The sequence below is a fragment of the Aeromicrobium panaciterrae genome (genome assembly GCF_039537165.1).
Classification (GTDB): domain Bacteria; phylum Actinomycetota; class Actinomycetes; order Propionibacteriales; family Nocardioidaceae; genus Aeromicrobium; species Aeromicrobium panaciterrae.
In genome coordinates, this window is record NZ_BAAAZZ010000002.1 from 1,719,411 (window position 1) to 1,739,799 (window position 20,389).

24 protein-coding genes are annotated in these 20,389 nt (G+C 69.8%); 14 read left to right on the forward strand and 10 right to left on the reverse strand.

The window, feature by feature from the left end:
- Window positions 1-53 precede the first annotated feature (53 nt).
- Window positions 54-857, forward strand: a complete 804-nt coding sequence (locus ABD683_RS09295) for an S-methyl-5'-thioadenosine phosphorylase (RefSeq protein WP_344769321.1) — start codon at window positions 54-56, stop codon at window positions 855-857.
- A complete protein-coding gene (locus ABD683_RS09300) occupies window positions 854-1,894 on the forward strand; it encodes an NAD-dependent epimerase/dehydratase family protein (RefSeq protein ID WP_344769323.1) in 1,041 nt (346 codons plus the stop codon). Before ABD683_RS09295 ends, ABD683_RS09300 begins: the two co-directional genes overlap by 4 nt.
- A gap of 8 nt (window positions 1,895-1,902) precedes the next feature.
- Here ABD683_RS09300 and ABD683_RS09305 read toward each other — a convergent pair whose 3' ends face one another.
- From ABD683_RS09305 to ABD683_RS09315, 3 genes are read right to left on the reverse strand one after another with little or no spacing between them, the layout of a single operon-like run.
- The gene (locus ABD683_RS09305; RefSeq protein ID WP_344769325.1) at window positions 1,903-2,919 is read right to left on the reverse strand and encodes a sensor histidine kinase; all 1,017 of its coding nucleotides are present in this window, start codon (window positions 2,917-2,919) and stop codon (window positions 1,903-1,905) included.
- Complete coding sequence (locus ABD683_RS09310; RefSeq protein ID WP_344769327.1) at window positions 2,916-3,617, reverse strand: response regulator transcription factor; 702 nt, start codon at window positions 3,615-3,617, stop codon at window positions 2,916-2,918. The genes ABD683_RS09305 and ABD683_RS09310 overlap by 4 nt, the downstream gene beginning before the upstream one ends.
- A 2-nt stretch (window positions 3,618-3,619) precedes the next feature.
- Window positions 3,620-4,915 (reverse strand): hypothetical protein, encoded by a 1,296-nt coding sequence (locus ABD683_RS09315; RefSeq protein WP_344769330.1) that lies wholly within the window; start codon window positions 4,913-4,915, stop codon window positions 3,620-3,622.
- Window positions 4,916-5,029: 114 nt separating this feature from the next.
- On the opposite strand from ABD683_RS09315, the gene ABD683_RS09320 reads away from it, so the two are divergent.
- Genes ABD683_RS09320 through ABD683_RS09340 form a run of 5 tightly spaced genes read left to right on the forward strand, consistent with a single transcriptional unit; the run spans window position 5,030 to window position 8,603 of the window.
- The gene (locus ABD683_RS09320) at window positions 5,030-5,692 is read left to right on the forward strand and encodes a glycosyltransferase family 2 protein (protein WP_344769331.1); all 663 of its coding nucleotides are present in this window, start codon (window positions 5,030-5,032) and stop codon (window positions 5,690-5,692) included.
- Window positions 5,689-6,324, forward strand: coding sequence for a TIGR04282 family arsenosugar biosynthesis glycosyltransferase (locus ABD683_RS09325; protein ID WP_344769334.1), 636 nt, complete (start codon window positions 5,689-5,691; stop codon window positions 6,322-6,324). The genes ABD683_RS09320 and ABD683_RS09325 overlap by 4 nt, the downstream gene beginning before the upstream one ends.
- Complete coding sequence (locus ABD683_RS09330) at window positions 6,321-6,959, forward strand: methyltransferase domain-containing protein (protein ID WP_344769336.1); 639 nt, start codon at window positions 6,321-6,323, stop codon at window positions 6,957-6,959. The genes ABD683_RS09325 and ABD683_RS09330 overlap by 4 nt, the downstream gene beginning before the upstream one ends.
- Window position 6,960: 1 nt before the next feature.
- Window positions 6,961-8,190: a molybdopterin-dependent oxidoreductase gene (locus ABD683_RS09335; RefSeq protein ID WP_344769337.1), complete on the forward strand. Its 1,230-nt coding sequence runs from the start codon at window positions 6,961-6,963 to the stop codon at window positions 8,188-8,190.
- Window positions 8,187-8,603, forward strand: a complete 417-nt coding sequence (locus ABD683_RS09340; RefSeq protein ID WP_344769339.1) for a hypothetical protein — start codon at window positions 8,187-8,189, stop codon at window positions 8,601-8,603. The genes ABD683_RS09335 and ABD683_RS09340 overlap by 4 nt, the downstream gene beginning before the upstream one ends.
- Here the strand turns inward: ABD683_RS09340 and ABD683_RS09345 are convergent.
- Genes ABD683_RS09345 through ABD683_RS09355 form a run of 3 tightly spaced genes read right to left on the reverse strand, consistent with a single transcriptional unit; the run spans window position 8,584 to window position 10,501 of the window.
- On the reverse strand, window positions 8,584-9,045 hold the full coding sequence (locus tag ABD683_RS09345; RefSeq protein WP_344769341.1) for a GNAT family N-acetyltransferase: 462 nt from the start codon (window positions 9,043-9,045) through the stop codon (window positions 8,584-8,586). The two genes, ABD683_RS09340 and ABD683_RS09345, sit on opposite strands and share 20 nt — an antisense overlap.
- On the reverse strand, window positions 9,045-9,335 hold the full coding sequence (locus ABD683_RS09350; RefSeq protein WP_344769343.1) for a Dabb family protein: 291 nt from the start codon (window positions 9,333-9,335) through the stop codon (window positions 9,045-9,047). The genes ABD683_RS09345 and ABD683_RS09350 overlap by 1 nt, the downstream gene beginning before the upstream one ends.
- Window positions 9,332-10,501: a zinc-binding dehydrogenase gene (locus ABD683_RS09355; protein WP_344769345.1), complete on the reverse strand. Its 1,170-nt coding sequence runs from the start codon at window positions 10,499-10,501 to the stop codon at window positions 9,332-9,334. Before ABD683_RS09355 ends, ABD683_RS09350 begins: the two co-directional genes overlap by 4 nt.
- Window positions 10,502-10,559: 58 nt before the next feature.
- On the opposite strand from ABD683_RS09355, the gene dcd reads away from it, so the two are divergent.
- The 3 genes from dcd to ABD683_RS09370 all read left to right on the forward strand — a co-directional run bounded on the left by dcd (window position 10,560) and on the right by ABD683_RS09370 (window position 12,984).
- Entirely contained in the window at window positions 10,560-11,135 is a 576-nt protein-coding gene (gene dcd, locus ABD683_RS09360; protein WP_344769347.1) for a dCTP deaminase, read from the forward strand.
- 116 nt (window positions 11,136-11,251) lie between these two features.
- A complete protein-coding gene (locus ABD683_RS09365) occupies window positions 11,252-12,160 on the forward strand; it encodes a pseudouridine-5'-phosphate glycosidase (protein ID WP_344769349.1) in 909 nt (302 codons plus the stop codon).
- Window positions 12,157-12,984 carry a carbohydrate kinase family protein gene (locus tag ABD683_RS09370; protein WP_344769351.1) on the forward strand — a complete coding sequence of 276 codons (828 nt, stop codon included), beginning with the start codon at window positions 12,157-12,159 and terminating at the stop codon, window positions 12,982-12,984. The genes ABD683_RS09365 and ABD683_RS09370 overlap by 4 nt, the downstream gene beginning before the upstream one ends.
- On the opposite strand, the gene ABD683_RS09375 is transcribed toward ABD683_RS09370, so the two are convergent.
- Together ABD683_RS09375 and ABD683_RS09380 are read right to left on the reverse strand one after the other, a co-directional pair.
- Entirely contained in the window at window positions 12,971-13,840 is an 870-nt protein-coding gene (locus ABD683_RS09375) for a carbohydrate kinase family protein (protein WP_344769353.1), read from the reverse strand. The genes ABD683_RS09370 and ABD683_RS09375 overlap by 14 nt on opposite strands.
- The gene (locus ABD683_RS09380; protein WP_344769355.1) at window positions 13,837-15,033 is read right to left on the reverse strand and encodes an AGE family epimerase/isomerase; all 1,197 of its coding nucleotides are present in this window, start codon (window positions 15,031-15,033) and stop codon (window positions 13,837-13,839) included. Before ABD683_RS09380 ends, ABD683_RS09375 begins: the two co-directional genes overlap by 4 nt.
- Window positions 15,034-15,081: 48 nt before the next feature.
- Between ABD683_RS09380 and ABD683_RS09385 the strand changes: the two genes are divergently transcribed.
- A complete protein-coding gene (locus ABD683_RS09385) occupies window positions 15,082-16,092 on the forward strand; it encodes an ABC transporter ATP-binding protein (RefSeq protein ID WP_344769357.1) in 1,011 nt (336 codons plus the stop codon).
- Window positions 16,089-16,901, forward strand: a complete 813-nt coding sequence (locus ABD683_RS09390) for an ABC transporter permease (protein ID WP_344769359.1) — start codon at window positions 16,089-16,091, stop codon at window positions 16,899-16,901. Before ABD683_RS09385 ends, ABD683_RS09390 begins: the two co-directional genes overlap by 4 nt.
- A gap of 145 nt (window positions 16,902-17,046) precedes the next feature.
- On the opposite strand, the gene ABD683_RS09395 is transcribed toward ABD683_RS09390, so the two are convergent.
- Both ABD683_RS09395 and ABD683_RS09400 read right to left on the reverse strand, forming a co-directional pair.
- Window positions 17,047-18,864, reverse strand: a complete 1,818-nt coding sequence (locus ABD683_RS09395) for a CocE/NonD family hydrolase (protein WP_344769361.1) — start codon at window positions 18,862-18,864, stop codon at window positions 17,047-17,049.
- Window positions 18,865-18,944: 80 nt separating this feature from the next.
- Complete coding sequence (locus ABD683_RS09400) at window positions 18,945-19,685, reverse strand: IclR family transcriptional regulator (RefSeq protein WP_344769363.1); 741 nt, start codon at window positions 19,683-19,685, stop codon at window positions 18,945-18,947.
- A 66-nt stretch (window positions 19,686-19,751) separates the two neighbouring features.
- Here ABD683_RS09400 and ABD683_RS09405 point away from each other — a divergent pair, with 66 nt between their 5' ends.
- Window positions 19,752-20,192 carry a hypothetical protein gene (locus ABD683_RS09405; RefSeq protein WP_344769365.1) on the forward strand — a complete coding sequence of 147 codons (441 nt, stop codon included), beginning with the start codon at window positions 19,752-19,754 and terminating at the stop codon, window positions 20,190-20,192.
- The gene (locus ABD683_RS09410) at window positions 20,189-20,380 is read left to right on the forward strand and encodes a helix-turn-helix transcriptional regulator (RefSeq protein ID WP_344769367.1); all 192 of its coding nucleotides are present in this window, start codon (window positions 20,189-20,191) and stop codon (window positions 20,378-20,380) included. Before ABD683_RS09405 ends, ABD683_RS09410 begins: the two co-directional genes overlap by 4 nt.
- Window positions 20,381-20,389: the final 9 nt, after the last annotated feature.

The window sequence follows — 20,389 nt, forward strand, 5'->3', positions numbered from 1 at the left end:
TTCGCGCTGCCAGTCGCTGCGCGAGGTGTGTCTCGTGATGCCATGCTCGGGGCATGGCTGAGACTGACGCACCTGATGTCGCCGTGATCGGCGGCTCGGGCTTCTACACGTTCCTCGACGATCCTCGCGAGGTCGAGGTCGACACCCCGTACGGCACGCCGTCGGCACCCATCGCGATAGGGAGGGTCGGCGATCGTACGGTCGCGTTCCTCCCGCGCCACGGCAAGCACCACGAGTTCCCGGCGCACCAGGTCAACTACCGCGCCAACATGTGGGCGCTGCGCAGCCTCGGCGTACGCCAGGTGCTGGCGCCGTGCGCCGTCGGCGGTCTTCAGGTGGAGTACGGCCCCGGGACGTTCGTGGTCCCGGACCAGCTCGTCGACCGTACGACGCATCGCATCCAGACCTACTTCGACCAGAACGCGTGTCACGTGTCGTTCGCCGACCCGTACTGCACCCGGCTCCGCGGTCACCTGCTCACGGGTCTCGAGGGGCACGACCCGGTCGACGGCGGAACGCTCGTCGTGATCGAGGGTCCGCGGTTCTCGACCCGCGCCGAGTCGCGCTGGTATGCCGCGCAGGGCTGGGCCGTCATCGGGATGACCAGTCATCCCGAGGCGATCCTGGCCCGCGAGATGACGCTCTGCTACGCCACCGTCTGCCTGGTCACCGACCATGACGCCGGCGTCGACGAGGCCTCGGCGGTGAGCATGGACGCCGTGTTCGAGGTGTTCTCGGCGCACACTGACACCCTCAAGTCAGCGCTCACCGGCGTGATCGGCGGACTCGGCACCGAGCGCGACTGCTCGTGCTCGCATGCCGTCGACGGCATGGACCTGCCGATCGCACTCCCGTGAGGATTCTGCTCACCGGCTCTGCCGGCTTCATCGGTACGCACGTCGCCGCGCAGGCCGAGCTCGCCGGTCACGAGGTCGTGAAGGTCGACGGCTTCCTGCCGATGGCGCACGGCGAGAACCCGGTGATCCCGGACGGCACGATCCGCCGCGACGTCCGGCACGATCCGCTCGACGACCTGCTGTCCGGCATCGACGTCGTGTGCCACCAGGCGGCGATGGTCGGCAACGGCGTGGACGCCCAGGACCTGCCCGGTTATGCCGAGCACAACGACGCCGGCACGGCGCAAGTCCTGGCGGCGATGGCGCGTACCGGTGTCACCAATCTCGTGCTCGCCTCGTCGATGGTGGTCTATGGCGATGGGCGCTACACGTGCCCCGTCGACGGTGACGTGCCACCTGCCGTACGCCGTGACGACGACCTTGCCGCAGGACGATTCGATCCGCGGTGTCCCGTGTGCGGCGGCGAGATCACCTGGCGGGAGATCGCCGAGGACACGCCGTTCCTCCCGCGTACCAGCTATGCCGCGTCGAAGGTCGCCCAGGAGCACTACGCCTCGGCGTGGTGCACGCTCGAGAACGCCAGGACCATCGCGCTGAGATATCACAACGTCTACGGTCCGGGCATGCCCGCCGACACCCCGTACGCCGGGGTCGCGGCGATCTTCCGGTCGGCGATCGCCCGTGGCGAGGCGCCGAAGGTGTTCGAGGACGGTGCGCAGATGCGCGACTTCGTCCACGTCACCGACATCGCCCGCGCCAACGTGCTGGCGATGGAGCAGGTCGCGGGGCATCCCGTGGGCCTGTCGGCCTACAACGTGGCCTCGGGGCACCCGTTCACGATCGGGCAGATGGCGGCGACACTGGCAGGTGCGGCCGGCGCGCCGGAGCCGGAGCTGACGGGCGACTACCGGCGGTTCGATGTACGCCATGTGGTCGCGTCGCCGCGTGCGGCGGCGGTCGGCCTCGGGTTCGTCGCGGCGACCAGGCCTGAGGACGGGCTGGCCCGGCTGGCGACCGATCCACTCCGCGAACGCTAAGCACACCTCTAGGCGGCCGGGAGGCGGATCTCGAACTGGCACCCGATGTCGTGGTTGTGCACCGCGATCGAGCCGTCCTGCGCGTCCAGCAGGCCGCGGGCGATCGCGAGTCCCATGCCGGCTCCCTGCGGCTCGCCCGACCGTGCGGTCTCGCGGGCGGCGGTCCCGCGGTAGCCCATCTCGAAGACGTTCGCGAGGTCGTCCTCCGGGATGCCGCCGCACGCGTCCGCCACCCGCAGCCACACCTCGGACTCGTCGGCACCGACGGACACCACGACCTCGCCCGACTCCGGCGTGTGGCGGATCGCGTTGCCGAGCAGGTTGCGCAGCGCCCGCACCAGCTCGGGCGCAGCACCCACGGCGAGGGTGCCTTCGGGCCGGCCCTCGACGGACACCGTGACACCGTGCCGCTCGGCGGAGGGCCGGGCGGCCTCGACGGCAGAGCGTACGACGTCGTCGACCGCGATCGGTCCGACGTCGAGCCGCAGCACCCCGGCGTTGATCTGGGACATCTCGAAGAGGTCGTCGATCATCGATGCCAGCCGGAAGGTCTCGCCGCGGATGAGCTGGGCGTACTGCTTGACGTCCTCCGGGGTGGACACGACGCCGTCCTCGAGCGCCTCGGTCATCGCCTGCACGCCGGCGATCGGCGTGCGCAGGTCGTGGCTGAGCCAGGCGAGCAGCTCGCGACGGGACCGTTCGGCGCTGCGTTCGCGGTCGAGCGCCTCGCGCTCCCACACGATCTTGCGGGCCAGGGTCCGGCCCAGCAGGATCGCACTCGGCACGCTGACCGCGGTCACGACGAGCCAGACCAGGGCCGTACGACGTAGCTCGGCCGTGAACATGAACTGGCTGGTGCCGACGACGCCGACGATGATCGCGATCAGCGGCACCAGGGTCAGCAGCACGATCGACGTCGTCAGCGCCCGCGTACGCAGCCGGCGGAGGATCACGGCGCCGACCGCGACGACGCCGAGCGAGGTGATCAGGCCGATGACGACCGAGTGCAGGTCTGCAGAGCTCATGGCGCGGGGTCCCATCGGTAGCCGAGTCCGTAGACCGTGACGAGTCGCCGTGGGTCTGCCGGCACGTCCTCGACCTTGTGGCGCAGTCGTTTGACGTGGACCGTCACGGTCGAGTGGTCGCCGAACTCCCAGCCCCAGACCTGCTTGAGCAGCTCGTCGCGGCTGAACACCTCGTGCGGGTGACGGAGGAAGAACTGGAGCAGGTCGAACTCCCGGCTCGTCAACGCCAGCGGCTCGTCGCCCTGCCGAGCTTCGCGCGACGCCGGGTTCAGCGAGAGGTCGCCATCGGTCAGGACGCCGTCGATCGGTGAGGGTACGGTGTGCGCGCGACGCAGCACCGACCCGATCCGCAGGGTGAGCTCCTTGACGCTGAACGGCTTGGCGACGTAGTCGTCGGCGCCGCTGGTCAGCCCGGCGATGCGGTCGTCGGTCTCGCTGAGCGCCGTGAGCATGATGATCGGCACGGACGAGCCGTCGGTCGTCCGCAGCTGTTCGCACACCTCGAGGCCGCTCAGGCCGGGCAGCATGACGTCGAGGACGATCAGGTCGGGGCGGAGCTCGCGTGCCGCGGCCAGCCCGGAGGGACCGTCGTCGGCCACGCTGACCTGGTAGTCCTCCTGCTCGAGGTAGCGGCGTACGACATCGCGTACGGCGAGCTCGTCCTCGACGACGAGGACGTGAGGTCGAGCGGTGTCCATGCTCACCACCTCGTGAGGAGCAGCAGCTGGGCGCCCAGACCCAGTGCGACCTGTGAGAGAAGGAGTCCCCGGTGCCAGCGGGCCGGCAGCAGGGCGGGCAGCGCCACGACCCAGATCGTGAACGGCAGGAAGATGCGCTCGGTCTCGCCCTTGCTCATGCCCGAGAGCGTCGCGACGAGGATCGTGAGCATCGCCGCGCCGGCCAGCTGGACGAGCACGTTCGTGCGGAGCCGGCGACGGGCGGCGGGGAACGCGGCCCAGACCGCGAGCCCCACGGTGCAGGTCCACGCGCCGAGGTTGGCCCACACCCAGTACGAGTAGTGCCGGTCTGAGGCGATGCCGTCGTAGTAGCGCTGGCGGAGCACGGGGTAAGCCTCCCACCACGCGAACCCGCCTGCCGTGAACGCCACTGCGACGATCGCCGCTCCACCGAGGGCCCACGGCAACGGGCGCCACGTTCGGGCGATCAGCAGCACCGTGACGGCGAGGATGCCGAGGAGCACCAGGCCGTACGAGAGGTAGACGCAGCAGCCCAGCAGCAGGCCCGCGGCGATCGCCGCGGGAATTGACGACCTCGTGGCGGCGAGGGCGAGGAGTGCGAGCCCCCAGGCGGCCACGGCGGTGAACACGGCGTCGCCGTTGACGCCCATCCAGACCGCGCTCGGTGCCAGCACGATCCACGGCATCGTCGAGCGGGCCAGCTTCTCCGTGCCGAGGGTCCTGAACGTGATCATCACGGCGACGACGGCGGTGCAGGCGATCGTCACGCAGACGACGCCGATCCAGAACGGGTCGGTGATGCCCAGCCGGTCGAGGCCCACGAAGTAGAGCAGCGCGCCGGGCGGATGGCCCGCCACGTGGACGTGCCAGTTGTCGGCCGAGTCGAGCGGGATCCGGTCGATGAACTCGTGCAGCATCGTGCTGATCGACGTGACGTGCTGGGCGTCGTACACGTACTCCTGCTTGCGCTCGAACGTGCTGGCGAGGCCGTCGGTGCCCTGCGTCATGGCGAGCGCCATGATCCACAGCCACAACGTGCTGAACGCGACCAGCAGCAGCGCCGGCCAGCGGAGCCGCGCCGCCAGGGACGGGAGGACGAGTGCCAGGGCGATGCCGATCGCGATGACCGCGACAGCTCCCGGCGGGAACGTCGGGTCCCAGCTGGCGTGAAGCGGGGGGAACTCGACGTCGATGTCCTCGTACCACCAGCGCGGGACGACGTATGCCGCCACGACGAGCAGCAGCCCGCCGGCCGCCGAGAATGCGGCGGTGCGCGCGGAGATCACGGGCGTGGACACGCTGGTCAGCCTAGGTGCGAAGGGCACGTCGCGGGGGTCGAGCGGCACCCGATGTCATGGGTCCGTCATCCCGCATCGGTGGTGACCAAGCCAACGCGGCCCTAGCGTCGAATCATGAGCATGACCGTGTGCGACGTGGTGATTCCCTGCCGGGACGAGGCTGCCGCGCTGCCCCTCGTGCTCGCCACGGTGCCCCCGGGCTGGCGCGTCATCGTGGTCGACAACGGCTCGACCGACGGGACTGCCGACGTCGCTCGCTCGCTCGGCGCCCACGTCATCAGCGAGACCCGCCCGGGCTACGGCGCCGCAGTTCACGCGGGTGTGCTCGCCGCGGAGGCGACGTTCGTCGCCGTGATCGACGGCGACGCGTCGATGCGGCTCCTCGACCTGGTGCCGATGCTCGACCTCGTACGAGAGGGCGCCGCGACGATGGCGATCGGTCGCCGCCGTCCTGTCTCCCGCGGCGTCTGGCCGTGGCACGCTCGCGCCGGCACCACGCTCCTCGCCGGGCTGATACGTCGCCGCAGCGACTTCCCGATCCACGACCTCGCACCCATGCGCGTGTGTCGCCGCGCCGACCTCCTCGCCCTCGGCATCGGGGACCGGAGGTTCGGCTACCCGCTCGAGCTGATGCTCAAGGCCGCCGAGGCCGGCTGGACCGTCGCCGAGATCGACGTGGCGTACCAGAGCCGTGCCGCCGGGACGAAGTCGAAGGTCTCGGGATCGCTGACCGGCACCGCCCGGGTCATCCGCGACTTCGCCGGGGTGCTGCGATGAGCCACCCCACGCTGCTCATCGTCGCCAAGGCGCCCGTCGCCGGACTCGCCAAGACGCGCATCGCCCAGACGATCGGCGACGAGGCAGCCGCCGAGCTCGCCGCGGCGGCGCTGCTCGACACGCTCGACGCGGCCGCCGCCGTGGGCTGGCCGCTGGTCGTCGCAATGACCGGGGACCTCACGCAGGCCGCACGGTTCGGCGAGATCACCGAGGCGCTCCGCGAGCCCACGCTCATCGAGCAGCGCGGTGACGGTCTCGGCCAGCGCATCGCCCACGCGCACGCCGATGCCGACGGTGGGCGCGGGGTCGTCCAGGTCGGCATGGACACCCCGCAGGTCACGGTCGAGGACTTCCTCGACGCCGGCCGCCTGGTCGACGCGGGCCATCGCACGATCGGCCTGGCCGACGACGGCGGGTGGTGGCTGCTCGGCCTCCCCGACGGTGCCGACGCGGCGGCGCTGGCGGACGTACCGATGTCACAGGCGGACACCGGTGCACTCACCGAAGCGGCCCTCGGGGACGTCGCCCACATCGCGGTGCGCCGGGACATGGACACCTGGGACGATGCGCAGGCCATCGCCGCCGAGCTCCCGATCTCCCGGGTCGCTGCCGTGGTGGGGGCGCTGTCATGACGAGCACGTTTGACGCGGTCAGCGCCTTCGACGCGGTGTTCGCCGGCCGTTCGGGGCACTTCGTCGACACGGTCGGCCGGGCCGAGGAGCTCGGCATCGGCCAGTGGAGCGCGGCGCCGGACTGGGTCGACCGCGAACTGTTCATCGACCCGTGCGACATGGCGACGATCGACGTCGGGTGCGGTCCGGGACGGCTGGTCGCGGAGATCTCCTCACATGGCGTGCCGGCGATGGGGATCGACGTGTCGACCGAGGCGGTACGTCAGACGCGTGTCCGCGGTGCCCTCGCGCTGCGCCGCGACGTGTTCGGCGTCGTGCCCGGTGAGGGCCGCTGGGCGTACGCACTGCTCGCCGACGGCAACCTCGGCATCGGCGGCGACCCCGTACGCCTGCTCCGCCGGCTCGGCCAGGTCCTGGCTCCGGGTGGATCGGTCATCGCCGAGGTCGCCGATCATGGTCTCGGCCTCGTCCGCGACCGCCGCCGGCTCCGCGTCGACGGTCGGTTGTCGTCGTACTTCGAGTGGGCCGTCGTCGGGCTGGACGCGATCGACGCCGTCGCCGAGCAGGCCGGCATGGCCGTCGTCGGCACCGCGAGCGCCGGCGGGCGCCACACCGCGACGCTGGTGCGGACCTGACATGAGGATTCCCACCGTCGCGGACATCGAGAAGCGGCTCCCGAGCCCCGAGGACTTCACGAGCCGGGCACGTGGCACCGAGCTGAGCGCCCGGGTCGGCATCGCGCTGGGCATCGCGTTCGGCATCTGCTTCGTGACCGGGATGTGGAGCCATTACCAGTACGCGGCTCCCGGCTGGCTGCCGATCGGGCCCCACCCGACCCAGCTCTACCGCGTGACGCAGGGACTCCACGTCATCACCGGCACGGCTTCGATCCCGCTGCTGCTGGTCAAGCTGTGGTCGGTCTACCCGCGACTCTTCATCCTTCCTCCCGGCTTCGAGACTCCGCTTCGCTTCGTCTCCTCTCAGCCACCGGGATTCAAACGAGCCCTGGTCGTCGACCTGCTCGAGAAGGCGTCGATCGGTGTGCTCGTCTCGGCCAGTGTCTTCCAGCTGACGACCGGAGCTCTCAACATCGCCCAGTGGTACCCGTGGGAGTTCAGCTTCCGCCGTACGCACGAGGCTGTGGCCTGGATCCTCATCGGCGCGCTGCTGGTGCACATCGCGGTCAAGCTGCCGGTCATCCGTGAGGCCCTCGGCTCGCCCCTCGAGCCGCGGCGCGACGAGCCGTACGACCCCGGCTCCGGCGACGAACATGCCCCCACCCGCCGCTCCGTGCTGCTCGGTGCGACGGCCGCCTCCGGTCTCGCGGTGCTGCTGACGGCGGGGCAGACCGTGCCGTTCCTCCGCAAGGTCTCGGTGTTCGGCGTGCGTGACGGCGAGGGTCCGCAGGACCTCCCGGTCAACCGCACCGCCAGGGCTGCCGGTGCCGCCAAGGCTGCAGCCGACCCGGACTTCCGGCTCGAGGTCGTCATCGCCGGCACCACGCGTACGTTCAGCCGCGCCGAGCTTGCCGCGCTCCCGCAGCGCACCCACCGGCTGCCGATCGCGTGCGTCGAGGGCTGGAGCCGCAGCGCGCTCTGGACCGGCGTCTCGGTCCGCGACCTCGTCGAGCTGGCCGGCGGCGATCCCGACTCGGAGGTGAAGGTCCGCTCGATGCAGACGATCGGCGCGTTCCGTACGTCGGAGCTCCCGGCGGACTTCGTCCGCGACCACCGCACGCTGCTGGCGCTGGAGCTCAACGGCGAGACGCTGTCGCTCGACCACGGCTACCCGTGCCGCATCATCGCGCCCAACCGTCCCGGAGTCCTGCAGACCAAGTGGGTCCGCCAGCTGGAGGTCACGTCATGAGGGAGATCCGCGCCGCGCTGCTTGCGCTGGGTGTCGGTGTGGGCCTCTGGGGTGTCTGGCTGATGCGCGACTTCACGTCGACGCAGCTGATCTCGGTGGCGGTGTTCCTGGTCGGTGGCGTGATCCTGCATGACGCGATCCTCGCGCCGGTCACGGTCGGCATCGGCGTCCTGGGTGCGCGCCTCCTGCCGAGTCACGTCCGTGCTGCCGCCGGCATCGGCTTCCTGCTGTGGGGCACGCTGACGCTGGCGTTCGTCAACGTGCTCTCGGGACAGGGTGGCAAGCCCGACAACATGACGGTGCTCAACCGCCCGTACGCGCTGAGCTGGTTCGTGATGACCGCCGTGCTCGTCGCAGCCGTCGTCATCGCCGCCGTCCGCAGGCGCCGAGCCGTCAGAGCTGCAGCGTCATGAAGACGCTCCACGGGTCCTCGGCGTAGTCGGCGAACGGTCCGCACCGGACGAAGCCGTGGCGCTCGTAGAGCCGGTGAGCCGCGAAGAACGGTTCGTCGCTGCCGGTCTCGAGGCTGACTCGTGCATACCCGCGCCGGCGTGCCTCGCCGAGCAGGTGCTCGAGGACGAGCCCGCCGACGCCCTGTCCGCGTACGTCGTCGATCGTGCGCATCGACTTCACCTCGCCATGGGTCGCGTCAATCTCCTTGAGTGCGCCGCACCCGACGACACGGTCGCCCGACCACACCGACCAGAACGTCACATCGGGCCCGCTCAGGCGATCGGCCGACATCGCGTGCATCGACTCGGCGGGAGAATGCAGCGCGAGGTCGTCTAGGTGTCGCTCGAGCAGCTGACGAACCTCGGGGCCGGACAGGTCGTCCTCACGGATCGTGAACACCATCACCCCTCGATGTCGACGACGGTCACCCGTCGCATGCAGGCCTGGAGCAGGCGTACGACCGCGAGGTGCTCCGGAGCGGGAAGGTACGCGTCGCGCGCCGCCGCCGACTCGAACACCGCGACGGCGGCGTGGGTGAAGCCGTCGGCGAGGTTCTCCGGACTGACGTCCGGGCCGACGCTCATCGAGATGACGCCGGGCAGCGCTGCCAGGGACCGCAGCCCCTGGACCGCGGCGTCGATCTCCGCCGTCTTGTCCGGATCGAGCTCGAGGAGCACGGTGTGAACGATCATCTGGCATGCACCTGCGAGCCGTCGAGGCGCGGGTCGATGACGATCTTGGCGTGGGTCTCGGGATCGCCGAGGGCGTCGAACGCGGTCGCGACACCATCGAGGCCGACGCGACCGGTCAGCATCGCCGACGGGTCGATCGTGCCGTCTGCCAGGGCGTGCAGCGTGTCGCGGAACTCCAGCGGCGTGTAGCCGATGACGAAGCGCAGGTCGATCTCCTTGTTGATCGCCATGGAGGGCCGGATCTGGTCGCCGCCCATGCACACGCCGACCACGACGATCCGCGAGAACAGCGGTGCCCCGGCCATGATGCTGTCGATCATCCCGGGGTTGCCGACGCACTCGAAGATGACCGGCGCCTTGGGGTTGGTCGCACCGACCTTGTCGGCGGCACGCCAGGCGTGCCACCAGCCGACCGGGAGCCTGGACATCTGGTCGATGGCGTCCATCGCGGCGCCGAGCGTGTCCGGCACCGTCGTGAAGTGCTTGTGGTCCTTGGCGGTCGCGAACGGCGATCCCTCGGTCGGGTCGACGACGCTGGTGGCGCCCAGCCTGGTGGCCAGGGCCCGGCGACCTGGGGACGGATCGCTGGCGATGATCGTGCGTACGCCCCGCGACTTCAGGATCGTGATGACCGCGAGCCCGACCGGACCGCATCCGACGACGACTGCGACGTCCTTCTTCCTGACCTCACCGCGGGCAACCGCGTGCCAGCCGACGGCCATCGGCTCGGTCAGCACGGCGACGTCGGCGGCGAGTCCGTTGGGGACCTTGAGGGTGAGGTTCTCCTGGGTGACGAGGTACTCCGCGTACGCGCCCGGCGCCTTGGCCGACAGACCGAGCGCGTCGACGGCCGTGCCGTTGCGGAGCAGCGGCAGCGAGACCACCGGCGTGCCCGTGGCGAGCTTCTTGGTGGTGCCGGGTCCGTGATCGGCGACGACGCCATACAGCTCGTGGCCGAGGATGACGTGCTGGTCGGACCGCATGAAGTCGTCGTAGCCGGTCTCCACCATGACCGCGCCGAGCTCGTCGCCATGCACGCGGGCGTGGAGGTCGGAGCCGCAGATGCCACAACGCTGCACCTCGAGGAGCACCTGGCCCGTGGCGGGGACCGGGGTCTCGAGGTCGACGACGCTGAGCTGGCTCTGGTGACACGTGACGGCGCGCATGGCGACCATTCAAGCGGAGACAGGACGCTGGCAGAGCCGCATGGGTTAGTTTTCTCTCGTGCTTCTCTCCGACCGCGACATCCTTGCCGAGATCGACGCTGGGCGCGTGGCGCTCGACCCCTTCGACCCGGGGATGATCCAGCCGTCGAGCATCGATGTACGCCTCGACAAGTTCTTCCGGGTCTTCGACAACCACAAGTACCCCCACATCGATCCCGCCGTCGACCAGTCCGATCTCACGCGTGAGGTCGAGGTCGGCAAGGACGAGGCGTTCATCCTGCATCCCGGTGAGTTCGTGCTCGGCTCGACGTACGAGCTGGTCACCTTGCCCGACGACATCGCGGCTCGCCTCGAGGGCAAGTCGTCGCTGGGCCGGCTCGGCCTGATGACGCACTCGACGGCCGGCTTCATCGACCCGGGCTTCTCAGGTCACGTGACGCTCGAGCTCGCCAACGTGGCGACGCTGCCGATCAAGCTCTACCCCGGCATGAAGATCGGCCAGGTCTGCTACTTCCGGCTCAGCTCGCCGGCGGAGAATCCCTACGGCTCGGCGAAGTACGGCTCGCGCTACCAGGGCCAGCGTGGCCCGACGGCCTCGCGCTCGCACGCCAACTTCCACCGCACCGAGATCTAGCGTCTCTCCCCGCCCCGCGAGTGGTGCGGATTCGGGAATGTGAGACGGCGTGTTGCACAGATCTGCACCGCTCGCGTGTGGATTTGCACCACTCGCGGGATCGCTAGGCTGACCCGGTGACTCTCCCGCTCGACATCTCGCCAGCCGTCCAAGCCGCTCTCGATGTCGGGCAGCCCGTCGTTGCCCTCGAGTCGACGATCATCTCGCACGGCTTGCCGCGTCCCGACAACCTCGAGGCGGCGCGCGGGTTCGAGACGATCCTCACCGGCATGGGCGTGGTGCCGGCCACGGTCGCGGTGCTCGACGGCCGACTCAAGGCGGGGCTGACGGATGAGGAGCTCGTACGCATCGCGGGCGAGGACATCCCCAAGCTCAGCGTGCGTGACCTGCCGATCGCGCTCGCCCGTGGCGGCAGCGGTGCCACGACGGTCGCTGCCACCTCGTACATCGCCGACCTCGCCGGCATTCGGGTCTTCGCGACAGGCGGGCTCGGCGGCGTGCACCGGGGCGCATCCGAGACGTTCGACGAGTCTGCCGACCTCACGGTGCTGTCGGAGGTGCCGATCACGGTCGTCTCGGCGGGGGTGAAGTCGATCCTCGACATCCCCGCGACCCTGGAGCGGCTCGAGTCGTTGAGCGTCATCGTGCTGGGCTACGGCACCGACCGGTTCCCCAGCTTCTGGCTGACCGACTCCGGCGAACAGCTCGACTGGTCCGTGCCCGACGCGTCAGCCGTTGCCGCGGTGATGGCGTCCCGCGACGCGCTCGGCCAGAACGCCGCGATCCTGGTCGCCAACCCGTTGCCGGAGTCCGAGCAGCTCGATCCGGCCGTGCACGACAAGGCACTCACCGAGGCGCTGCGGAAGGCCGACGAGCAAGGGCTCTCCGGCAAGGAGGTCACCCCGTTCCTCCTGCTGACGATCGTCGAGCTGACCGGCGGCAAGAGCCTCGCGGTCAACCTCAAGATCGCCGAGAACAACATCCGCGTTGCCGGTGAGATCGCCCTGTCCTGGGCTGCCCGATGATCCTGGTCGTCGGAGACGTGGTCGACGACATCGGCGTACGACCGCTCGGCACCGTCAATGCGGCGAGCGACACCGAGTCGGAGATCCGGATGACACCGGGTGGCTCGGCGGCCAACGTGGCAGCCTGGCTCGGACACCTCGGCACGTACGCACGCTTCGTCGGCAGGGCCGGGGCGGATGGCGTCCAGCGGCACGTCGATGCCCTCACGGCATACGGTGTGGATGCCCGCATCACCTCCGACCCCGCGCTGCCGACCGCGACAATCGTGCTGACGCTCGACGACGCTGCCGATCGCACGATGTACGTCGACCGCGCCGCCAACACGACGCTTCGAGCGGCCGACTTCCCGGCGGACATCTGGAACGAGATCGAGTGGTTGCACCTCACGGGCTACTCGTTCTTCGATCCTGGCGTACGGCCGATCGTCCTCGAGCTGATGGCCGAGGCGCGCCGCCGGTCGATCGGCATCAGCGTCGACCCGAGCTCCCTGGGGTTCCTCGAGGCCGCGGGCCGCGACGAGTTCACGTCATGGGTCGCCGATGCCGACCTGCTGTTCCCCAACGACGACGAGCAGGGATTCCTGCAGCTCCAGGGTGACGTCGTGGTGACCCTCGGCCCTGCCGGTGCGAGGTTCGGCGACCACACGGTCGCCGCATCCGCGACCGACGTCGTCGACACCACCGGCGCCGGCGATGCGTTCTGCGCCGGGTTCCTCAGCGTGTGGACCAAGAACCGCGATCCCGAGGCCGCGCTCGCCGCCGGTGCGAGGGTCGCCGCGGAGTGCGTCGCGCTCCGCGGAGCGCGACCCGTCAGAGCTCGCTGAGCCTCGGCGGATCGGCGCCGGGCCGTGAGCAGGTGATCGCCGCGGCGTTGACCGAGAACTCCGCGAGGTCGGTGAGCTCGGTGTCGTCGAGCTGGTCGGCGGGCGGCCAGGCGTAGGCCGCGCACCACGACAGCATCGCGGCCATGAACGAGTCGCCGGCACCGATCGTGTCGGCCACCGCGACGGACGGCGCATCCGCACCTGCGACCACGGATCCGCCCGCGACCACGGCTCCGGAGCCGCCGAGGGTGATGGCGACGAGCTTGCCCTCGCCCGCGAGCCGTCGAGCGAGGTCCTCGGGTGCCTCGTCCGGGAACAGCACCGCAGCATCCTCGTCGCTCATCTTCACGATGCGGGCGTACGGCACCACGGCGCCGAACACCTCGCGCCAGAACGCCGGATCGGGCTCGACCGCGAGCCGGACGTTGGGGTCGTAGGACACCGCGAGGCCCATCGCATCGGCAGTGGCGATCAGCTCGGCGACCCGATGGGCGCCGGGCATCAGCGCAGCACCGAGCGATCCGACGTGCACCGCCTCGAACGCCGACGGGTCGGGCATCGCCGCGGGGTCCCACTGCAGGTCGAACACGTATGACGCGCTGCCGTCCTCGCCGATCGTCGCGGTGGCGCTCGACGTACGGGCGAGCACCGGGTCGAGCAGCGCGAGGTCGACCCCCGACTCCGCCATGTGGCGCTGCAGGATCGTGCCGTAGGAGTCGTTGCCGATCTGGGTGCCGAGCACCGTGTCGCACTCGAGCCGGGCCAGGCCGATGGCGACGTTGAACGGTGATCCGCCGGCGTGGGGCTCGCCATCGACGATGTCGACCAGTGCCTCGCCGATGACCAGGATCGTCATGTGAGCCTCTCGATGGTCTGGGCCGGGGACGGTGCCAGCGGCAGGCTGGGCAGCGTCACGGCGTTGAACGCGTGATAGGCATCGGGCTTGCCCTGCCACGTACGCGCGGACGGTCCCATCGTCGGGGACAGCTCGTGGATCCAGCCGGTCCCGGTGACGAAGTACTCGTCGGTCTCCGCCCACCAGCGCCGGGCGAACCCGTCATAGATCGCCTCGCCGGTGGAGGCGCTGAGTGCGTGGGCCGCGAGCACCGCCTCGGCGATGACCCAGTGGAATCGTTCCTCGACCACGGGTGATCCATACCAGTCGGTCGTGTAGGGGATGCCGGGTGAGTCGTCGTCGACCGCGTCGTCGACCGCGCGCGAGAACAGCTCCTCGGCGGCCTCCTGCATCCACGGTGCCGGCTCGTCGAGGCTGGCGGCGAGCTGTGTCAGGAGCCGGGCCCATTCGAATGCGTGGCCCGGTGTCGCGCCGAACGGCCGGAACGGGTCGGCCGGCTTCTCGACGTTGTAGTTGGGGATCGGCGTCCAGTCGTGGTCGTAGTGCTCGGGGATGCGCCAGTCGTGCGCCCGGGCATGGAGGCCGATCAACCGTTCGCAGATCGCCAGCGCCCGGCTGCGCCAGACGGCGTCACCCGTGACATCGGCGGCGAAGAGGTAGGCCTCGACGCTGTGCATGTTGCTGTTGGCGCCGCGGTAGCCGTCAAGCACCGTCCAGTCCTCGTTCCACTCCTCACGGCAGCGGCCTGCCCCGGAGTCCCAGAACCGCGTACGGTGCACCGTCGTCGCTTCGTCGAGCAGCGCGTCCGCACCCTCGGCCCCGGCCGCCTTCGCAGCGCACGCCGCCAACAGGACGAACGCGTGCTCGTAGCAGAACTTGCCGGTCTGGGCCGGCTTGCCGTCGGCGCGGACCTCGGCGTACCAGCCTCCGTTGACGTCGTCGTGGAACGTCGTGGTCAGAGCCCGTACGCCGTGCTCCGCCAGGTCGAGGGCGTCGTCGTCACCGCCCAGGTGCGCCAGCGCGAAGACGTACGTCATGCGCGCCGTGATCCAGAGCTGGAGATCGGCGTCAGGGTCGAATCCGCCGTCGTTGTCGAGCCACGCGAACCCGCCTGCGTCACGCCTGGACCGGCGGGCGAACGCCAGGATGTCGCGGCGCTGCTCGTCGCGCCACTGGTCGCTCCCGGGTTCCATGCCACCAACCTACCCATCCCGTCGGGGTGTGATCAGGGGTGATCCGGGGTGCTCACCGATGTCGCTCGGGGGCGCCGCCCGTCACGCTGGACGTATGACTTCTTCAGACACGTCTGGGCGGCGATCCGCATGATCCGCGCCCAAGGACTCACCAAGACGTACGGCGGCAAGACCGCCGTCAACGGCATCGACTTCACGGTCGAGCCGGGCCGTGTCACCGGCTTCCTCGGCCCCAACGGCGCCGGCAAGTCCACCACGATGCGCATGGTCCTCGGCCTGGATGCGCCGACCAGCGGCACGGCGTCGGTCAACGGTCACCGCTACACCGCGTCGCCGGCTCCGCTGCGTGAGATCGGTGCGCTCCTCGAGGCGCATGCGATCCACCCGGGTCGTACCGCCCGCGACCACCTCCGCTGGCTGGCCGCCAGCAACGGCATCCCCACGACCCGCGTCGGCGAGGTCCTGGAGCTCGTCGGACTCGACTCGGTGGCCGGCCAGCGCGCCGGCAAGTTCTCGCTCGGCATGGGCCAACGCCTTGGCATCGCCGCCGCGCTGATCGGCGACCCACCGGTCGTCATGCTCGACGAGCCCGTCAACGGCCTCGACCCCGAGGGCATCCGCTGGGTGCGTTCGCTCGCCCGTCAGCTCGCCGACGAGGGACGTACGGTGTTCATCTCCAGCCACCTGATGTCGGAGATGGCGCTCATGGCCGATCACCTGATCGTCATCGGTCGCGGCTCGATCCTTGCGGACTGCTCGATGCAGGAGTTCATGGCCGAGCACGCCGCGTCGTACGTACGCGTCAAGGCACCCCGGCTCACCGACGTGGCCGCACTGTTGTCGTCCAACGGCCTCGACGTCAGCCATGCGGACGACGAGCTGCGGGTCCAGGGTCTCGACGCCGCCGCGATCGGCGAGCTGGTCGGCACCAACGGCCTGCTCCTCCACGAGCTCGCGATCGTCCGCTCCTCGCTCGAGGACGCGTTCATGACCCTGACGGCCGACAGTGTGGAGTACCACGCCAAGGCCGCCGACGAGATCAAGGCTGGATCACGATGAGCACCACCAACACCATCCAGGCGACCACCGGGGTCGAGGTCGAGCCGGCCGGCTTCGGCACGACGCTTCGTGCCGAGTGGATCAAGCTGTGGACCGTCCGGTCCACGTGGTGGACCATGTTCGCCCTCGTCGTGCTCGGCGCGGCACTCACGACGCTGATCTGCTGGGGCAACGCCAGCTGGCTGGCCAGCGACGATGCCGACGAGTCGCCGGGATCCTTCATCACCTGGGGCATGATGATCGCCCAGGTCTGTGCCGTGATCGTCGGTGTGCTCACCGTGACCTCCGAGTACGGCACGGGCATGATCCGTACGACGTTCGCCGCCGTGCCCGGCCGAGGTCGTGTCCTCGCCGCCAAGGCGATCGTCGTCTCGTCGGTGATCTTCGTCGTCGGAACGTTGACGGCGCTGCTCGGCTACGTCGGTGGCAACTACTTCCTCGACCGCGAGGGCATCGGCCTGGCACTGGAGGGCAACGTGGCCCGGGCGATGTACGGCAGCGGCTTGTTCCTGGCCGGTCTCGCACTGTTCTCGATGGCGGTCGGCTTCCTCGTCCGGCACACGGCGGCGGCGATCTCGATCGTGCTGGCACTGGTGTTCGTCGTCGGCAACATGGTGCTCCTGATCCCCGGGTCGTTCGGTGACTGGGTCACCAAGCTGATGCCCGGCAACGCCGGCGGGGCGATCGCGGCTCCCGTACCGTTCAACCCCGAGCTGCTCGGCGCGTGGGCCGGACTCGGCGTGTTCGCCGCCGAGACGGCAGCGCTGCTGGCTCTCGCGTGGTACCTGCTCCGCCGCCGGGATGCCTGAGCTGGGTGCTCTCTGCGCACGAACGCGAAGGCAGGTTGAGTGGAACGCGGCGAAGCCGCCCCTCGAAACCTGGTGAGGTGACTCCCCAGCGGTAGGCGTACGAGAAGTGCCCGGTCTCCTTCGAGGCCGGGCCCTTCTGCGTCCGTCAGTTGACGATCGGCAGCGTCAGGGTCTGGCCGGTCGAGCCGGCGGCGATGCTGACCGCCGTCGGGAGCACGCCTCCGCGGTAGTTGACCGAGCCGCCGGCCACGACCAGCTGGATCTTGTGACCGGCCGCGAACCGGTGGACGAACCCGGGGAGCGTGACCTTGAACGGCTTGGTCACGTCGAGGACACGGACCGGAGCGACCAGGTTGCGTACGAGGGTCGCCTTGCCGGCGGCGTCGACGTCGAGCACCTTGACGAAGACCACGAGCTGTCCCGTGGGCCCGGTCGCCTGCGTCAGTGCCGACGTGGGCGCCGACACCTGCAGGTTGGCGACGGGCGAGCCGACGACATCGGTGTTCTTGGTCAGGGCTGGCGTGGTCCAGCTCGCGAACGTGCCCGGCAGGTCCTGCTCGATTGCGGGCAGCCCTTTCACGTAGCCGGCGAGCACGTCGAACGGGTCGATGGTCGACGGCAGCCCGGCCGCCAGTGTCAGGAACGACTGCGTGTCCGGCTTGATCGCGGCGGTCGAGGTGACGAGCTGCTTGCCGGCCGACAGGTAGTACTTCGTCGCGGTGCCGACGGGGAAGCTTGTCGACGTCGCGTACGCCGCGGCCGCCGAGCCCGCGGGGTCGTAGCTGACCCAGTCGCGGAAGTACGTGAACTCCGGACCCGTGCTGACGCTCGAGCCCTTGAGGTAGTGGTCGAACCACTCGATGGCGCGCTTGGAGATGTGCTGCGTCGCCGGGTTGGGGTTGCCGAAGTCGATCTCGCCCGGAGCCATCGGACCGGAGTGGCCGCCGTTGACCCACACCAGCTTGGTCGGGACACCCTGCTTCTTGAGTGCCTGGTAGGTCGCCACCGACTCGTTGAGGTTGAAGAGGGTGTCGTCCTGACCCTGGATGAGCAGCGTCGGGATCTTGATCTTCGAGACGTAGCTGCCGACGGATGCGTGCCGCAGCTTGGCGGTCGTCGTCTGGTCGACGAAGCCTGTCACGCCGGCCGAGACGAGTGCGGGGCAGACGAAGGTGGCGAAGTTGGGGCACCCGACGATGCGGGACGGGTCGCTGGCGACGTTCTGCAGGCCGTTGGCGATCCCGAGCCCGGCGAACCCGAGGGCCCAGACGAGCTTGGCGGCGCCGGGGTTGGCGGTGCTGACGCCCGACGTCTGCGCCGTGTTGTTGGGCGACAGCGAGTAGGAGAGATCGTTCCACGTCGCACCGGGGATGAGCGTGTCGATGCGCATGTCCAGGGATGCCGCGGCGAACTGCGCGCCGCCGCCGTACGATACGCCGATCATGCCGAGGCGCGGATCGTTGGTGGAGGCGTTGCCGGCGTGGTCCCTGGTGTCGCGCTGGACCACCGTGAGGGCGGGGGCGGGAACGGTGTGCCCGGCGTCGGTGAACGCGATGCCGGTCTTGCCGCCGAGGTAGCTGACGAGCTGGCTCGCAGCCTTGCCGTCGGTGTCGGGGTCGTCGAGAGTGATCTTGCAGCCTGAGCCGCCGAAGCCGAGTCCGGAGTAGGAGAGGACCACGTAGCCCCGGGAGGCGAACGCCTTGCCGAGTCCGGCCTGGTCGTTCTTGGAGCCGCCGAAGCCGTTCGTGGTGAGGATCGCCGGGACCCGCTTGGACGCGGTCGCGGAGTTCGGTACGTAGAGGTCGCCGACGACGTCGCACGGCACGTTGTTGGCGGCGCCGGTCCTCACCGCGAAGTGCAGCGTCTGCACGGTGTAGGTCGGATCCGCGGCGCTGGCCGGCTGGACCAGGGCGGAGGCGGTGAGGCCGAGTGCAGTCAGGACGAGGAGTGGACGTACGCGCATGGTGCTCCTGAAGACAAGTGGAGAGGCCCTACCTACTCCGGGGTAACCAACGACGGACCTGTGTCTCAGGTCACGTGCGACTACGGGCGCAGGCGTCGCGAGATCTCGGCGGCGGTGGCTGCGACGGGTTCGGCGAGTCCGTCCACGGGGGTGCGCGCCTCCCACGTCACGGCGACGGCGGCGTGGATCGTTCCTGCCGCGATGGGCGCCGCGATCGACGCGAATCCCGCCGTCACCTCGCCGTCCTCGGTTGCATAGCCACGCTGACGGGTGTCGGTGAGGAGTCGTCGCAGCTCGCTGGGCGTACGCGGTCCGGCTCCCGTGCGCGACGTGAAGGCTGCCTTGTCCGGGTAGAGGGCACGCACCTGCGCGGCTGGAAGCGAGGCCAGGATTGCGCGGCCCGACGCCGTCAGGTGAGCGGGCAGCCTGACGCCGACGTCGGTGACCAACGGAGGACGACCGGGCGCACGTTCCTCGATGACATAGAGGACGTCGGCGCCGTGCAGCACCACCAGATGGGCTGATTGGCCGACCTGGTCGACGAGCCGGGCAAGGGGCAGACGGGCGAGACGGGCGAGTGGCTCCTGGCGCGCGAACCCGTGCCCGACCTCCCACGCTGCGATGCCGATGCCCCAGGTGCGGTCGTCGGGGTAGTGGATGACGAAGCCTTCATCCGCCATCGCCGCGAGCAGGTGATAGGCCGACGACCGTGGCAGGTCCGTGGCGCTTGCGATGCGGGCGGCCGACACCGGGACGGGCTGCGACGACAGGAAGCGCAGCACGCGCAGCGTTGTGGTTGCGGCGGGTACGGGACGGGCCATGCACCCAGTGTCTCGTACCCGAGACATCTGTTCGACGATCGAAGTCAAGCGTGCTTTACTCGATCCATGAGTAAAGCGACCTTGACATCCGGCAGGCGAGCACCGGTGGCCCACTATGTGCTGGCGGCAGCGTTCGGAGCAGTCGCAACCATCGCCGTCGCACTGCTGGTGGGCGTGACCAACGCAGGCAACTTCTGGCCGGCAGCGGGTGTCGGTGCGATGTGCGCGGCCTATCCGGCCTTCTCGCTGGGCGGGAAGATCTTTGTCACGAACCACACCGTCGCACGTGACTCGCACGGAGAGGAGAGCGTCGAGTCCCTCTGGATGAAGCAGGCTGGTGCCGGGGCGTTTCTCGACGTGCTGGTCGCGACGCTCGTGGTCGCGATCGTGCTGATGCTCCGTGGGGACGACGTCGATGCCCTTCCGGTGCTGCTCGGCCTGATCGGGCTCAGCGTGGTGGACGCCGGCTTGCGCTACGCCGTGATTCGTCACCGTTCGCTGCGATGAAGAACAACGTGGCCGGCCGTCGCCAGGAGCGGCAGTGGACGCAGGCTGACCTGGCGCAAGAGCTCGGCGTCTCGCGGCAGACGGTGATCTCCATCGAGCGGGGCAGGTTCGACCCGTCGCTCCCGTTGGCGTTCCTCATCTCGAAGACGTTCGACTGCTCGATCGAGGACGTGTTCTCGCCGGAGTAGTTGTCTCGT

Excerpts from the sequence above, each read along its gene's own strand:
- ABD683_RS09295 (WP_344769321.1), top strand. The coding sequence starts at position 54 with ATGGCTGAGACTGACGCACCTGATGTCGCCGTGATCGGCGGCTCGGGC.
- ABD683_RS09305 (WP_344769325.1), bottom strand. The coding sequence starts at position 2,919 with ATGAGCTCTGCAGACCTGCACTCGGTCGTCATCGGCCTGATCACCTCG.
- ABD683_RS09310 (WP_344769327.1), bottom strand. The coding sequence starts at position 3,617 with ATGGACACCGCTCGACCTCACGTCCTCGTCGTCGAGGACGAGCTCGCC.
- ABD683_RS09320 (WP_344769331.1), top strand. The coding sequence starts at position 5,030 with ATGAGCATGACCGTGTGCGACGTGGTGATTCCCTGCCGGGACGAGGCT.
- ABD683_RS09325 (WP_344769334.1), top strand. The coding sequence starts at position 5,689 with ATGAGCCACCCCACGCTGCTCATCGTCGCCAAGGCGCCCGTCGCCGGA.
- ABD683_RS09330 (WP_344769336.1), top strand. The coding sequence starts at position 6,321 with ATGACGAGCACGTTTGACGCGGTCAGCGCCTTCGACGCGGTGTTCGCC.
- ABD683_RS09335 (WP_344769337.1), top strand. The coding sequence starts at position 6,961 with ATGAGGATTCCCACCGTCGCGGACATCGAGAAGCGGCTCCCGAGCCCC.
- ABD683_RS09340 (WP_344769339.1), top strand. The coding sequence starts at position 8,187 with ATGAGGGAGATCCGCGCCGCGCTGCTTGCGCTGGGTGTCGGTGTGGGC.
- ABD683_RS09345 (WP_344769341.1), bottom strand. The coding sequence starts at position 9,045 with ATGGTGTTCACGATCCGTGAGGACGACCTGTCCGGCCCCGAGGTTCGT.
- ABD683_RS09350 (WP_344769343.1), bottom strand. The coding sequence starts at position 9,335 with ATGATCGTTCACACCGTGCTCCTCGAGCTCGATCCGGACAAGACGGCG.
- ABD683_RS09355 (WP_344769345.1), bottom strand. The coding sequence starts at position 10,501 with ATGCGCGCCGTCACGTGTCACCAGAGCCAGCTCAGCGTCGTCGACCTC.
- ABD683_RS09370 (WP_344769351.1), top strand. The coding sequence starts at position 12,157 with ATGATCCTGGTCGTCGGAGACGTGGTCGACGACATCGGCGTACGACCG.
- ABD683_RS09375 (WP_344769353.1), bottom strand. The coding sequence starts at position 13,840 with ATGACGATCCTGGTCATCGGCGAGGCACTGGTCGACATCGTCGATGGC.
- ABD683_RS09380 (WP_344769355.1), bottom strand. The coding sequence starts at position 15,033 with ATGGAACCCGGGAGCGACCAGTGGCGCGACGAGCAGCGCCGCGACATC.
- ABD683_RS09390 (WP_344769359.1), top strand. The coding sequence starts at position 16,089 with ATGAGCACCACCAACACCATCCAGGCGACCACCGGGGTCGAGGTCGAG.
- ABD683_RS09395 (WP_344769361.1), bottom strand. The coding sequence starts at position 18,864 with ATGCGCGTACGTCCACTCCTCGTCCTGACTGCACTCGGCCTCACCGCC.
- ABD683_RS09400 (WP_344769363.1), bottom strand. The coding sequence starts at position 19,685 with ATGGCCCGTCCCGTACCCGCCGCAACCACAACGCTGCGCGTGCTGCGC.
- ABD683_RS09405 (WP_344769365.1), top strand. The coding sequence starts at position 19,752 with ATGAGTAAAGCGACCTTGACATCCGGCAGGCGAGCACCGGTGGCCCAC.
- ABD683_RS09410 (WP_344769367.1), top strand. The coding sequence starts at position 20,189 with ATGAAGAACAACGTGGCCGGCCGTCGCCAGGAGCGGCAGTGGACGCAG.